11 protein-coding genes are annotated in these 13,923 nt (G+C 73.8%); 8 read left to right on the forward strand and 3 right to left on the reverse strand.

Features of this window, described 5'->3' with window-relative positions:
- Positions 1–109 precede the first annotated feature (109 nt).
- Together cofD and OO63_RS38245 are read right to left on the reverse strand one after the other, a co-directional pair.
- Complete coding sequence (gene cofD / locus OO63_RS38240) at positions 110–1,066, reverse strand: 2-phospho-L-lactate transferase (protein WP_030363274.1); 957 nt, start codon at positions 1,064–1,066, stop codon at positions 110–112.
- 50 nt (positions 1,067–1,116) lie between these two features.
- A complete protein-coding gene (locus tag OO63_RS38245; RefSeq protein WP_030363273.1) occupies positions 1,117–1,620 on the reverse strand; it encodes a cysteine dioxygenase in 504 nt (167 codons plus the stop codon).
- A 755-nt stretch (positions 1,621–2,375) separates the two neighbouring features.
- On the opposite strand from OO63_RS38245, the gene OO63_RS38250 reads away from it, so the two are divergent.
- The 3 genes from OO63_RS38250 to OO63_RS38260 all read left to right on the forward strand — a co-directional run bounded on the left by OO63_RS38250 (position 2,376) and on the right by OO63_RS38260 (position 8,189).
- Positions 2,376–2,639 carry a WhiB family transcriptional regulator gene (locus OO63_RS38250; RefSeq protein WP_030363272.1) on the forward strand — a complete coding sequence of 88 codons (264 nt, stop codon included), beginning with the start codon at positions 2,376–2,378 and terminating at the stop codon, positions 2,637–2,639.
- Positions 2,640–2,898: 259 nt separating this feature from the next.
- Complete coding sequence (locus tag OO63_RS38255; protein ID WP_030363271.1) at positions 2,899–6,708, forward strand: glycosyltransferase; 3,810 nt, start codon at positions 2,899–2,901, stop codon at positions 6,706–6,708.
- Positions 6,705–8,189, forward strand: a complete 1,485-nt coding sequence (locus OO63_RS38260) for a DUF5719 family protein (RefSeq protein WP_030363270.1) — start codon at positions 6,705–6,707, stop codon at positions 8,187–8,189. The genes OO63_RS38255 and OO63_RS38260 overlap by 4 nt, the downstream gene beginning before the upstream one ends.
- Before the next feature lie 76 nt (positions 8,190–8,265).
- On the opposite strand, the gene OO63_RS38265 is transcribed toward OO63_RS38260, so the two are convergent.
- Entirely contained in the window at positions 8,266–8,733 is a 468-nt protein-coding gene (locus tag OO63_RS38265) for a metallopeptidase family protein (protein WP_078619622.1), read from the reverse strand.
- 262 nt (positions 8,734–8,995) lie between these two features.
- On the opposite strand from OO63_RS38265, the gene OO63_RS38270 reads away from it, so the two are divergent.
- From OO63_RS38270 to OO63_RS38285, 5 genes are all read left to right on the forward strand, one after another.
- Positions 8,996–9,421 (forward strand): DUF3499 domain-containing protein, encoded by a 426-nt coding sequence (locus OO63_RS38270; RefSeq protein ID WP_030363268.1) that lies wholly within the window; start codon positions 8,996–8,998, stop codon positions 9,419–9,421.
- 246 nt (positions 9,422–9,667) lie between these two features.
- On the forward strand, positions 9,668–11,284 hold the full coding sequence (locus OO63_RS38275) for an L-lactate permease (RefSeq protein WP_030363267.1): 1,617 nt from the start codon (positions 9,668–9,670) through the stop codon (positions 11,282–11,284).
- Positions 11,285–11,370: 86 nt separating this feature from the next.
- Positions 11,371–12,741, forward strand: a complete 1,371-nt coding sequence (locus OO63_RS38280; RefSeq protein WP_030363266.1) for a phosphomannomutase/phosphoglucomutase — start codon at positions 11,371–11,373, stop codon at positions 12,739–12,741.
- A 317-nt stretch (positions 12,742–13,058) separates the two neighbouring features.
- Positions 13,059–13,235: a Trm112 family protein gene (locus OO63_RS44275; protein ID WP_078619623.1), complete on the forward strand. Its 177-nt coding sequence runs from the start codon at positions 13,059–13,061 to the stop codon at positions 13,233–13,235.
- Between the two features lie 96 nt (positions 13,236–13,331).
- The coding region (locus OO63_RS38285) for a MurR/RpiR family transcriptional regulator (RefSeq protein ID WP_487046640.1) at positions 13,332–13,923 on the forward strand (592 nt) is incomplete at its 3' end.

Here is a 13,923-nt window from a genome sequence, read left to right on the forward strand (position 1 = left end):
CCCACGGAGCCTGCCGCGCCCGCCCCCACGGAGCCTGCCGCGCCCGCCCCCACGGAGCCTGCCGCACCCGCACCCGCGGAACCCACCGCACCACCCCCGGAAGAACCACTCACGCCCGCACCTCCTCAGCCAGCGCCAGCGCCTCCCGCGCCATCGCCGTGGTGGCGTCCTCGTCCGTCATGAGGAGCGGGATGGCCCGGCACCGGATCCCGGCGGACTCGACGCGCTCGACGGCGCCCGCGTCCACCGTGTCGACGAGCCAGCCGTCGAGGAGCCCGCTGCCGTAGTGCTCGGCGACGGCGGCGGCCGTGGTCTCCACGCCGACGGCGGCGAGGACCTTGTCGGCCATGCCGCGCACGGGCGCGTCGCCGACGATGGGGGAGAGGCCGACGACGGGGACCCCGGCCTCGGCGATGGCCTCGCGGATGCCGGGCACGGCGAGGATCGTGCCGACGCTCACGACGGGGTTGGACGGCGGGAAGAGCACGACGTCGGCCTCGGCGATGGCTTCGAGGACGCCGGGCGCGGGCTTGGCCTGCTCGGCGCCGACGGGCACGATCGCGTGCGCGTCGACGGAGGCGCGCAGCCGCACCCAGTACTCCTGGAAGTGCACGGCCTTGCGCTCGCCGTCGAGCTCGATGCCGACGTGCGTCTCGACGCGGTCGTCGGACATGGGGATGAGCCGCACGCCGGGCTGCCAGCGCTCGCACAGCGCCTCGGTGACGGCGCTGAGGGGGTATCCGGCGGCGAGCATCTGCGTGCGCACGATGTGCGTGGCGAAGTCCCGGTCGCCGAGCCCGAACCAGTCGGGTCCGACGCCGTACGCCCCGAGTTCCTCCTTGACCTTGAAGGTCTCGTCGGCCCGCCCCCAGCCCTGCTCCTCGTTGATGCCGCCCCCGAGCGTGTACATCACCGTGTCCAGGTCGGGGCAGACCTTCAGGCCGAACAGGTGGATGTCGTCACCGGTGTTGCCGATGACCGTGATCGCCGCGTCGGGCGCGGCCTTCTTGAGGCCGCGGAGGAAACGGGCGCCGCCGATGCCGCCGGCCAGAACCACAATGCGCATGCGCCCAGCATCGCAGGCGGGTACGACATCGTGTCAGGCGGTCACGGGATTCAGGCGGTCACGGGATCGTGCGGCGCGCGGGCCTCGCACCGGGCGGTGTGCATCGGCATCTCGGTGAGTCCGGGGTAGTACACGTGCAGGCTGACGGCCGGTTCCAGGGAGTCGTTGACGACCTCGTGGACGTACCCCGGCGCGAAGACGCGCTGCGCGCCGGAGCCCAGGGTCCGCGCGGCGCGCTCCGTACGCTCCGTCAGTTCGCCCTGGAGGACGGTCAGTACGCCGCTGGAGCGCCCGTGGTCGTGGGAGCCGCTGCCCTGTCCGGGCACCCACGACAGGAGCCACACCTCGTAGCCCGGCCCGGTGCGCAGGCGGTGGTACCAGCGGGTGGCGGCGTCGTACTGGACGAGGTGGGCCCACTGGGAGCGGTCGGCGGCGATGCCGCGGGCGAGGCCCGCGAACTCGGCGACGGTGACGGGGTGCTCGCGCGCGGGCTGGAGGAGGTGCGGGACTTCGAGGATGTCGCCGGCGATCTGGAGGTCGCTGTCGCTGTTCATGGTGCGGTGGTTCCTCAACGTATGAGTGCTGGGGTGTCGCAGGATGGGGTCGTACGAAGCCGTGCGTTTCGGGCGAGCTGTACGAAGCGGTACGACGCCGTGTGAGGAGGTCGTACGAGGGGAGTGGCTCAACAGCCGGAGGCGTGCCTCAACAGCTGGAACAGATGCCCGTACAGCGACAGCGCGCGGGGGCAGCACCGGAAGACCCGCCAGTGCGGGTCACGGAAAGCGCCAAGTTCGCGAGCATGCCCACCAGGACAGCGGCTCACACCCTTGGTGTCAACTCGACGTCCGAATTGTGGACAATGTTTCACCTCATCCGGTTCCCCTGAGCGGCGAAAGGTTTGTGCAGTCGCCCCCTGGGACACATGCCGCATCAACCAGCGCTCGCGGGCGCGTCAACCGGCGCGTCAACCGGCGCTCGTCCGCCGTTGTGATCCTGTGATCCGAATGTGATCCGGTTCGCTTCGGTGTCGTCCGATGCAACGGGAGTGAGTGCCGTGGCGTCCCTGTCGTTGAGGTCACTGAGTGCCCATGACAGGGCGGACGGTGGACCGGCCGCTGGAGAGTGTCACGTTTTAGGTAGATTTGAACACTTTCCGCAAAGCCTTGGTTCCGCAGAGTGAATAAGGGGCCCAATAGCAGATCTCGGCTTGACTGGCCCGGATCGGCACACTTGTAATTTCACTCGTGTCGTTCAGCCGAAATCGGTAACGGCAGCACCACGGGGACGCGAAGACAGACGAGGGGCGCACATGACCGAGCTGGTTCAGGAACTGCTGGTCGAGGACGCGGACGAAGAAATCGGCTGGCAGGAGCGCGCACTGTGCGCCCAGACCGACCCCGAGTCCTTTTTTCCCGAGAAGGGCGGCTCCACGCGCGAGGCCAAGAAGGTCTGCCTCGCCTGCGAGGTCCGCTCCGAATGCCTTGAGTACGCGCTTGCGAACGACGAACGCTTCGGCATCTGGGGCGGCCTCTCGGAACGGGAACGCCGCCGCCTGAAGAAGGCGGCCGTCTAGCCCGATGGCCGTCCGCCCCCGCCCCGGGGCCGTACGACCGCCGGTGCCCGATCCTCCGCATTGCCCCCTTCGAGCGGCACTCATACCCCTTGTCGCCGCTCGTCACCGCACAACGAACAGCCCGTCGCCCAAGGGTTATCCACAGGCGGCGGGCTGTTGTGGTGCCAGCCGTTAGTGTGGGGCCCCGTCCGAGACGCCACAGCGCCCCCACGGGGCGCGGGCGTCCACCGCAGTCCAGCGAACCGGGGCCCGTACCTCGATGTCCGTGCACAGCCACCCGGCAGCCCACGAAGGCGCTGCCGCCGGGTTCGACCCGTCCCGCGCGGCCGGCTTCGACCCGGCAAGCCCACCCGAGTTCCCGCGGCATGTCGTCACCGCCGTGCTCGTCTCCCACGACGGCGCCCGCTGGCTGCCCGACGCCGTCGCCGGACTCCTCGGCCAGGACCGCCCCGTGCAGAACGCGATCGCGGCCGACACCGGCAGCGCCGACGACTCCGCGCGCCTGCTCACCGAGGCCCTCGGCCCCGACCGCGTGCTGCACCTCGCCCGCCGCTCCGGCTTCGGCACCGCCGTCGACGAGGCGGTCCGCACGGCACCCGTGCTCACCCCCGAGGACCTGCCGTACCTCAAGCGCCCCAGCGGCTGGGACCCGGTGAGCCGCAGCTGGCGCGACGAGACGTACGACATGCCGGAGCTGCCGCACGGCGAGCCCGAGCAGTGGCTGTGGCTCCTGCACGACGACTGCGCGCCCGAGCCCGGCGCCCTCGCCGAGATGCTGCGCGCCGTCGAGAACGAACGCGAGCTCGGCCAGGGCACCCAGGACATCGCGATCGTCGGCCCCAAGCTCCGCGGCTGGTACGACCGCAGGCAGCTGCTCGAGGTCGGCGTCTCCATCGCCCACTCCGGCCGCCGCTGGACCGGCCTCGACCGGCGCGAGCAGGACCAGGGCCAGCACGACCACGTGCGGCCCGTCCTCGCCGTCTCCACCGCCGGGATGCTCATCCGGCGCGAGGTCTTCGAGCAGCTCGGCGGCTTCGACCGGCGCCTGCCCCTGATGCGCGACGACGTCGACCTGTGCTGGCGCGCGCACACCGCGGGACTGCGCGTCCTGGTCGCCCCCGACGCCGTCGTGCGGCACGCCGAGGCCTCCTCGCGCGAGCGCCGCACCGTCGACTGCGTGGGCCGCACGGCCACCTCGCCGCACCGCGTGGACAAGGCCGGCGCCGCGTACACCCTCCTCGTGAACTCCCGCACGGCGGTGCTGCCCTGGGTCTTCGTGCGGCTCGTCGTCGGCACGGTCCTGCGCACCCTCGCCTATCTGCTCGGCAAGGCCCCCGGGCAGGCGCTCGACGAGGTCGCCGGCCTCTTCGGCACCCTGCTGCGGCCCGAGCGGATCCTCGCCGGACGCAGGAAGCGCGGCAAGCCGGTCGTCGAGGCGAGCGAGACCCGGCCGCTGTTCCCGCCGCCCGGTGCCACGGTCCGCGCCACCGTCGAGCAGGTCGCGAGCAACCTGGTCGGCCGCTCCGACCCCGAGGTCTCCGCCGCCGGACGGCACGGCGCCGTCGAGTCGGGACCCGGCGGCGACGACGCCGACTTCCTGGAGATCGAGCAGTTCGCCAGGGTCAAGCGCGTCGCCCGCAAGCCGGGGCCCGTGCTCTTCGTGGTGCTGCTCTTCGTCTCGCTCATCGCCTGCCGGGCCCTGCTCGGCGGCGGCGCGCTCGCGGGCGGAGCGCTGCTCCCCGCGCCCGCCGACGCCTCCGGGCTGTGGTCGCGGTTCCTGGACGGCTGGCATCCGGTGGGCATCGGCGGCACCGAGACCGCGCCGCCCTACCTGGCGTTCCTCGGCCTCCTCTCCACCCTCCTGCTCGGCTCGAGCGGCCTCGCCGTCACGGTGCTCCTGGTCGGCTCGGTGCCCCTCGCGGGCTTCACGGCGTACTTCGCGTCCCGGCCGCTGGTCCAGTCCCGCCTCCTGCGCGCGTGGGCGTCCGTCGCGTACGCCTTCCTGCCCGCCGCCACGGGCGCGCTCGCGGGCGGGCGCATCGGCACCGCCGTCCTCGCGATCCTGCTGCCGCTCATCGCGCGCGCGGGCGTCTCTGCCAGCGGCCTGGCCGCCCCTGACGGCGCCCGCGGCAGCTGGCGCGCCACCTGGGCGTACGCGCTCCTGCTGACCGTCACGACCGCCTTCACGCCGATCGTGTGGCCCATCGCGCTCGTCCTCGGCCTCGCGCTGCTCGCGGTGCACCGCCGCGACCTCGCCGCGTACGGCCCCCGGTTCCTCGCCGCGCTCGGCACGCCCCTGCTCGTGCTCGCGCCCTGGTCGCTCTCGCTGCTGCCGTTCGGCTTCTTCAAGGAGGCCGGGCTCGAGTACGGCACGGGGGCCGCTTCGGCGCTCGACCTGCTCGGCGCCAGCCCCGGCGGGCCCGGCACCGTCAGCGGGCTGCTGCTCATCGGCGTCGTCCTCGCCGCGCTCGGCGCCCTGCTGCGCGGCCAGCGGCAGGCGGCGATCCGTACGGCCTGGGCCGTCGCCCTGGTGGCGCTGGTCTTCGCGGCCCTGTCGAACGGCTCGGCGTGGGCGGGCCCGGCCACGCTCGCGTACGGCATCGCGCTGCTCGCCGCCGCCGCGCTCGGCGCCGACGGGGCCCGCGCGCGGGTCGCCGAGCAGAGCTTCGGCTGGCGGCAGCCGGTGGCCGCGCTCATCGCCTTCGCCGCGGCCGCGGGCCCGCTGCTGGCCGCCGCCGGGTGGATGATCGGCGGCGCCGACGGCCCCCTGGAGCGGCGCGACGCGGTGCAGGTGCCCGCGTTCGTCGCCGAGGAGAGCGGCACCCAGGACCAGGCCCGCACCCTCGTCCTGGACAGCGCCACCACCGCCGAGGTGTCCTACACCCTCGTCCGCGGCGCGGGCGCCCGCCTGGGCGACGCCGAGCTCGCCGCGGCCGACGGCACCCACGAGCGGCTCGACCGGATCGTCGGCCGCCTCCTCGCGGGCTCCGGCGCCGACCAGGCCGACCAGCTCGGCGGCTACGCGGTGCGGTACGTCCTCGTCCGCGACGGCGCCCCCCGCCAGCTGAGCCGCACCCTCGACACCACCCCCGGCCTGACCCGGCTCAGCCAGGAGGACGGCAGCGCCCTGTGGCGCGTGGACCGGCAGGTCGCCCGCGCCGCCATCGTGCCGAGGACCGGCGACCCGGAGCCGGTGGCAGCGGGCCCCGTCGAGCTGCACACCCGCATCCCCGCGGGCAAGGAGGGCCGCGTCCTGCGTCTCGCCGACTCGGCCGACCCGGGCTGGACGGCCACCCTGGACGGCCGTGCGCTGACCCGGACGACCGTCGACGGCTGGGCGCAGGGCTTCGAGCTGCCCCCGACGGCGGGCCGCCTCGACGTCACGTACGAGCCGACGGCCGGGCACACGGGCTGGCTGTGGGCGCAGGGCGCGCTCGCCGTGGTCCTGGTGGTCCTCGCGCTGCCCGGGCGGCGCAGGGACGTCGACGACGACCTGCCCGAGGAGCCCGTGCTGCCCGCCCAGGCGGTCGCGGGCGAGGGCCGCAGGGCGCGCAGGCTGCGGGCCCAGGGCGAGGGCGCCCCCGACGGCTCTGACGGCACCGACGGATCCGGCGCCGGGGCTCCGGGGCAGGAGGGCCTGGGCGGCGTCCCGGCCCAGCACACCCCGGACCAGGCTTCCGGGTACGACGGGTGGCAGACCCCCGCCCCCGCGGGCGCCGACCACGGCGCGTACGGCGGCGAACAGGCCTACCAGGGCGGGCAGTACGGCTCCTACGAACAGCCGTACCAGGCCGATCCCTACCAGGCGGGCCCCGGCGGCGGCGCGCCCGGCGGCCAGTACGACCCGTACGCCTACGGCGGGTCCTACGGAGGCGATCAGCCGGGCTACGGGCAGACGTACGACCCGGCGGGCGGCACCGGAAGCGTCCCCGGCCCGGCCGATCCCGCCGATCCCGCGGACCCCGGCTACGCCCAGCAGCTCCCGCCGCTGCCCCCGCAGTCCCCGCCGATGCCGCCGCGGCCCCCGCGCGGCCCCGACAGTGAGCGTCCCGACGGGAGCCAGCAGTGAACCGCACCACCGTGTCCCTGATCGCCGCGGCCGCCGCCCTGGCCGCCGTCACCGGCTTCGCCTCGGTCAACGCCCCCGACGGCGGCGACGACGCGGCGAAGACCGCGAAGCGGCTGCCCGTGGAGCGCACCAGCCTGCTGTGCCCCGAGCCCAGCACGTCCGACCTCGCGGAGACGAGCTACACCGCCTTCACGCCCTCCTCCGAGGGCGCGGGGAGCGGCGGCAAGGCCGAACTCCTGCCGGCCCCCAAGGTCCTGACGGACACCGCCAAGGAACGCACGAAGGGCCTCAAGCCGTTCCTGACCCAGAAGTCCCCGGGCAAGCCCGTGACGGGCGAGGAGTCGGGCGCCGAGGCGCCCGCCCTTGTGGGCAGCGCCGACGGCGCCCTCGCGCCGGGCTGGACCGTCCAGCAGACCACCACGGTCAGCGCGGGCTCAGGGCGCGGCGTCCAGGGCGCCAACTGCGTCGCCCCCGACACCGAGTTCTGGTTCCCGGGCGCAAGCACCGCCAAGGGCCGCAGCGACTACATCCACCTGACCAACCCGGACGACTCGGCGGCGGTCGTGGACGTCGAGCTGTACGGCCGCGACGGGAGCATCAAGGCCGACGTCGGCCAGTCCATCCAGATCCAGCCGCACTCCAGCGTCCCCGTGCTGCTGTCCACGCTCACCGGCAAGCCGTACACGAACATCACGATGCACGTCGCCGCGCGCAGCGGGCGCGTGGCCGCCGCCGTGCACTCCTCGGACGACAAGCTCGGCGGCGACTGGCTGCCCGCCTCCACCGACCCCGCCCCCAGCCTGGTCCTGCCCGGCATCCCCGAGGACGCCACGTCGGTGCGCCTGGTCGCCTTCGCTCCGGGCTCCGACGACGCGGACCTGAAGGTGCGCCTGGCCTCGCCGACGGGCGCGATCACCCCGGCGGGGCACGAGACGCTGCACGTGAAGTCCGGCATGACGGCCGCCGTCGACCTGGGCGACGTCACCAGGGGGGAGGCCGGTTCGCTGCTCCTGACGCCCACGGAGGACGCGGTGCCGGTGGTCGCGGGGCTGCGCGTCACCCGCGGCAAGGGCGACAAGCAGGAGACGGCGTTCATCCCGGCGACGAGTGCCGTCGGCGCCCGTGCCACGGTCGCCGACAACCGCGCCAAGGGCTCCACGCTCTCCCTGGTGGCCCCCGGGGAGACGGGCCGCGTGAAGGTCACGGCGTCGGCGGGCTCGGAGGCGGGGGAGCCCGTCTCGAAGACGTACACGGTCAAGGGCGGTACGACCCTCGCGGTCGACCCGCCGGTCCCGTCCGGCCTCAAGGGGTCCTACGCCCTCACCCTGGAGACCGAGTCCGGCGGACCTGTGCACGCCGCCCGGATGCTGGAGCTCCCGGAGAACGGCATCCCCATGTTCACGATCCAGACGGTGCCGGACGACCGGGGGACGGTGGCCGTCCCGAAGGCCGAGCAGGACCTCGAAGTGCTGCAGAAGTGAGGGCGGGGGGCCGGGGGTGCGCGGCCGGGTGCCGGGGCGGCGCGGCCGGGGCTCGGGGCTCCTCGCGGGCCCCGGTCTACTCCTCGCCGTAGCGCGGGTCCACGGACTCCGGCGAGAGGCCGAGCAGCTCCGCCACCTGCTCCACGACCACTTCGTGGACCAGCGCGGCCCGCTCGTCCCGGCCCTTGGTGCGGATCTCGACCGGTCGCCGGTAGATCACGACCCGCGCGGGCCGTCCTTCGGAGGCCGAGATCGTCCCGCCGAGAGGCACCGTCCCGGCACCCCACTCCTCGTCACCGGCGGCGCCGGCGTCGCCGCCGATGGTCGGCGGCACGTCGAGCACCAGGAAGTCGATCTCGGTGAGCTGCGGCCAGCGCCGCTCCAGGCGCTCCACGGAGTCCTGCACGAGGTCCGTGAAGGCCTCCGCGCGGCTGGCGGAGAGCGGCACCTGGGGAGGCGCCACGGGGCCGCGCATGCCCCTGCCGTGACGGTCGCGTCGGCGGGGCCTCGGCTCACTGGAGCGGGGTTGTACGGGGTCGTCCATCACTGGGGAAGCGTAGTCCTCGAGATCGCCCTTTCCGCACGGAGCACGGCATGTCGCTTCCTGACCATTCCAGCCAAGCTTGGGCTCGATTGCGTATCTCTCCGGGACCGTCGATCTCGCGACGATTGGCCGCATTTGTACCGAGTGGTGACCGCGTTCAACACCGCTGGCCCCTCTGGTCCCTTGCGTCTTCGCAGGTCAGCGGCGCGCCTGCGGGGGGCCCTGTGCGCGGGATCACAGCACGACACGGGGGAGTGACCTCATGGAGAGTCGTCGCGGCCCGCTCAAGAGTGCGGTACCGTCCAACGTCGTGAGCCCTGTACGTCGCTGTTCGCGCACCGCTTGCGGCCGTCCCGCCGTCGCGACGCTGACGTACGTCTACGCCGACTCGACCGCGGTCCTCGGCCCCCTCGCCACGTACGCCGAACCCCACTGCTACGACCTGTGCGCCGAGCACTCCGAGCGCCTCACCGCGCCGCGCGGCTGGGAGGTCGTCCGCCTCGCCGACGGCTCAGGACCGGCCCGGCCCAGCGGCGACGACCTGGAAGCGCTCGCCAACGCCGTGCGGGAGGCGGCGCGGCCGCAGGAGCGGGCCGCGGGAGCCGGTGGGGGCGGGGCGCGCTCGGCCGACCCGATGGAGGTCGGACGCCGGGGGCATCTGCGGGTGCTGCGCTCGCCGGAGTCCTGAAGCGTCTCTCTGCGGGAGCCGGAGTCCTGAAGCGCCTCTGCGAGAGCCGGAGTCCTGAAGCGTCTCTCCGTAGAAGGCTGTTCTCCGTAGAGGGCTGTTCTCCAGAAGGGTGTTCTCCGTAGAGGGCCGTTATTCACCCTTGAACAACCCGCCCCGCACGCCCCATTGACGTGACGTTGGCACGGACACGACCATTCCCCCCAGTTGCGAGAGATCGCATTCCGCATCGCGGAACCGGGAGGCGTGGTGTACGTCCAGGAGCTGGAGCCCGTGGCCGACTCGCTCGGCCTGTCCGCCCTCGTCGCGACCCTGCCCCTGCTCACCGTCCTCGTCCTGCTCGGCGCCGTCCGCATGAAGGCCCACCGCGCGGGGCTCATCGGCCTCGCGGTCGCCGCAGCCGTCGCCTGGCTCGCCTACGGCATGCCGCTCGGCCAGACCGCGTCCAGCGCCGCCCAGGGCGCCGTCTTCGGGCTCTTCCCCATCCTGTGGATCGTCGTCAACGCCCTGTGGGTGTACCGGATGACCGTCCGCACCCGGCACTTCGACATCCTGCGCCGCTCCTTCGGACGACTCTCCGACGACCCGCGCATCCAGGCGCTCGTCATCGCCTTCTGCTTCGGCGCGCTCCTGGAAGCGCTCGCGGGCTTCGGCGCGCCCGTCGCGATCTGCTCGGTGATGCTGGTCGCGCTCGGCTTCGACCCGGTGCGCGCCGCCGTCGTCGCCCTCGTCGCCAACACCGCGCCCGTGGCCTTCGGTGCCATGGGCACCCCCGTCGTGACGCTCGCCCAGGTCACCGGCATCCCGCTGGACACCGTCGCCACCGTCGTCGGCCGTCAGACCCCGCTGCTCGCCCTCGTCGTACCGCTGCTCCTGGTCGCCCTCGTGGACGGCCGCCGCGGTCTGCGCGAGACCTGGATGCCCGCCGCGGCCTGCGGACTCGCCTTCGCCGCCGCCCAGTTCGCGGCCTCCAACTACGTCTCCGCGCAACTGGCCGACATCGGTGCCGCCTTGGCGGGCGCGGGCGCCCTCGTCGCCGTCCCCGGCGCCCGCAGGCCGGCCGCCGAGCCCGTCCGCGCCGCCGTCCTGACCGGCGCCCGCAGCACGGACCTGGACCACGACGACCCGCGCCCCGACGTGCTGCGCGCCTACGCCCCGTACGCCCTCATCGTCGCGATCTTCTCCGTCGCCCAGATCCCGCCCGTGAAGGACTTCCTCGCCGAGGCGACCCGCACCTTCGACTGGCCCTTCCTGAACGTCGGCGACCCGGCGGGCGACCCCGTCGGCGGGAACGTCTTCTCGCTGCCGGTCGTTTCCACCGGTGGCACGCTCGTGCTCCTCGCGGGCGTCGGCACGGCGGCCGTCCTCCGCGTCCCCGCGCGCGTGGCGGTGCGCGAGTGGCTGGCGACCGTGCACGAACTGCGGTTCGCGATCCTCACCGTGACGAGCGTGCTCGGGCTCGCGTACGTCATGAACCTGTCCGGACAGGCCGCCACCATCGGGCACTTCGTGGCCGACGCGGGCGCGGGCCTCGCCTTCCTCTCGCCGGTGCTCGGCTGGTTCGGCGTCGCCGTGTCCGGATCCGACACCTCCGCCAACGCGCTGTTCGGCTCGCTCCAGGTGACGGCTGCCGAGCAGTCGGGCCTCTCGCCCGAACTCCTCGCCGCCGCGAACAGCTCGGGCGGCGTCCTCGGCAAGATGATCTCCCCGCAGAACCTGACGATCGCCTGCGCGGCCGTCGGGCTCGCGGGCAAGGAGGGCGACCTGCTGCGCAAGGTGCTGCCCTGGAGCATCGGGCTGCTCCTGGTGATGTGCCTCATCGTGGTCGGGCAGAGCACCGCGGTCCTCGGGTGGATGCTGCCCTGACGCGGCTTCCGGCGCGGCGGTGCGGGTAGTTTGTTGCCACCGACGAGGGCTTGCCGAGCTCCCTGAACCTTGCAGAGAGGGTTGCCGTGACTGCTGACCTGTCCCAGCTCGTGAAGGCGTACGACGTGCGCGGGGTGGTCCCGGACCAGTGGGACGAGTCTCTGGCGGAGTTGTTCGGCGCGGCCTTCGTGAGCGTGACGGGAGCGGACGCGATCGTCGTCGGGCACGACATGCGCCCCTCGTCGCCCGGTCTGTCCCGTGCCTTCGCGCGAGGGGCCGCGGCACGCGGCGTCGACGTCACCGAGATCGGCCTGTGCTCGACGGACCAGCTGTACTACGCCTCGGGCGCGCTGAACCTGCCCGGCGCGATGTTCACGGCCTCGCACAACCCGGCGCAGTACAACGGCATCAAGATGTGCCGCGCGGGCGCCGCACCCGTCGGCCAGGACACCGGCCTCGCCGACATCCGCGCCCTGGTCGAGCGCTGGTCGGACGAGGGCGCCCCCGCACAGGACCCGGCGGTGACCCCCGGCACGCTCACGCGCCGCGACACCCTCAAGGACTACGCGGCCCACCTGCGCTCCCTGGTGGACCTCACCACCATCCGCTCCCTGAAGGTCGTCGTCGACGCGGGCAACGGCATGGGCGGCCACACCGTCCCCACCGTCTTCGAAGGCCTGCCCCTCGACCTCGTCCCGATGTACTTCGAGCTGGACGGCACCTTCCCCAACCACGAGGCCAACCCGCTGGACCCGGCCAACATCGTCGACCTCCAGGCGCGCGTGCGCGAGGAGGGCGCCGACCTCGGCATCGCCTTCGACGGCGACGCCGACCGCTGCTTCGTCGTCGACGAGAACGGCGGCCCCGTCTCGCCGTCCGCGATCACCGCCCTGGTCGCCGCCCGCGAACTCGCCAAGCACGGCGGCTCCGGCACGGTCATCCACAACCTGATCACCTCCTGGTCGGTCCCCGAGGTCGTCCGCGAGAACGGCGGCACGCCCGTGCGTACGCGTGTGGGCCACTCCTTCATCAAGGAGGAGATGGCCAAGTCGGGCGCCATCTTCGGCGGCGAGCACTCCGCGCACTACTACTTCCGCGACTTCTGGAACGCCGACACCGGCATGCTGGCCGCGCTGCACGTCCTCGCTGCCCTCGGCGGCCAGGACGGCCCGCTGTCCGGCCTCGTCGAGCAGTACGACCGCTACGCGGGCTCCGGCGAGATCAACTCCACGGTCGACGACCAGAAGGCACGCCTCGCGGCCATCCGGTCCGCGTACGAGGGCCAGGACGGCGTCACCATCGACGAACTCGACGGCCTCACCGTCACGTCCACGGACTGGTGGTTCAACGTCCGCGCCTCCAACACGGAGCCCCTCCTCCGCCTCAACGCGGAGGCCCGCGACCAGCAGACGATGGAGCAGACCCGCGACGCGGCCCTGGCGATCATCAGGGCGTAGCGGCCCGGGCAGCGGCGTCAGGGCGTAGCGGCCCGGGCACCGGGTGCGCGTTCGCGGCCGGGTGTTCTCGGGGCGACTGGGTGCGGGCAGGTTTCCGAGGGGCGACCGGATGCCGACCTCGCGTTTGTGGGCAGGCGTTCCGCATGGCGGAACGGGTGGGCACAAACGCCCACCGGCCCGCACCCGAAGACGAAACGGTCCGCCCCGCCGGGGGGCGCGGGGCACAGCCCCGCCCGCGCCCCCCGGCAAGGCCCCGCCCAGCGGTACCCTGACCAGGCCACAAGCCCCACCCGCCCCACCCCGAAGGGACCCCGCACATGCCGCTCGAAGCCGGCCTCCTGGAGATCCTCGCCTGCCCGGCCTGCCACGCCCCCCTCAAGGAGACGGACACGGAGCTGGTCTGCACGGCGAACGGCACGGACTGCGGCCTGGCCTACCCGGTCCGCGACGGCATCCCCGTCCTCCTGGTCGACGAGGCCCGCCGCCCCGCGTAACGATCGAAGAGGCGCACCGTACGAAGCCGCGACCGGCACCCCGTACGACCACCCAGCCCGCCACCCGCCGTCGCACGGCGATCGGAGGCCGCCCTCATGCTCGACGACTCGCTCCTTGACGCTCCCGAGGCCCTGGCCCGGGCCGACCTGCACGATCTGCTGCGCGGCGCCGCCGAGGCGGGCGCCCGGGTGCGGACCGCGCTCCGGCACGCCACGGAGTCCGGCCTCACGGAACTCAAGCCGGACGGCCGCCCCCGCGCCGTCCTGATCGCGGGCCCGGGCACCGCGGCGACCGGCGTGGCCGACCTCATCACCGCGCTCGCGGGCACCGGCTGCCCCGTCGTGCGCCTCGCGCCCACCGGGGTCGCCCCGGCCGCGGGCGCCCTGCGCTGGTCCCTGCCCGGCTGGACGGGCCCCGTCGACCTGCTGCTCATCGTCACCCCGGACGGCACGGAGCCCGGCCTGACACTCCTCGCCGAGCAGGCGTACCGCCGCGGCTGCACCGTCGTCGCGGTGGCCCCGGCCCGCACCCCGCTGGCCGAGAGCGTGGACGGCTCGCACGGCCTGACGGTCCCGATGGCCACATCGCCGACGGCCGGGTACGGGACGACGACGTACGGCGAGGCGGAGAGCCGCGTCGGCACGAGCCAGGACCCCACCGGCCCCGCCCAGCCGGACCCCACCGCCC

Origin of the sequence: Streptomyces alboflavus (genome assembly GCF_000716675.1) — a bacterium.
In the GTDB taxonomy this organism is placed as follows: domain Bacteria; phylum Actinomycetota; class Actinomycetes; order Streptomycetales; family Streptomycetaceae; genus Streptomyces; species Streptomyces alboflavus.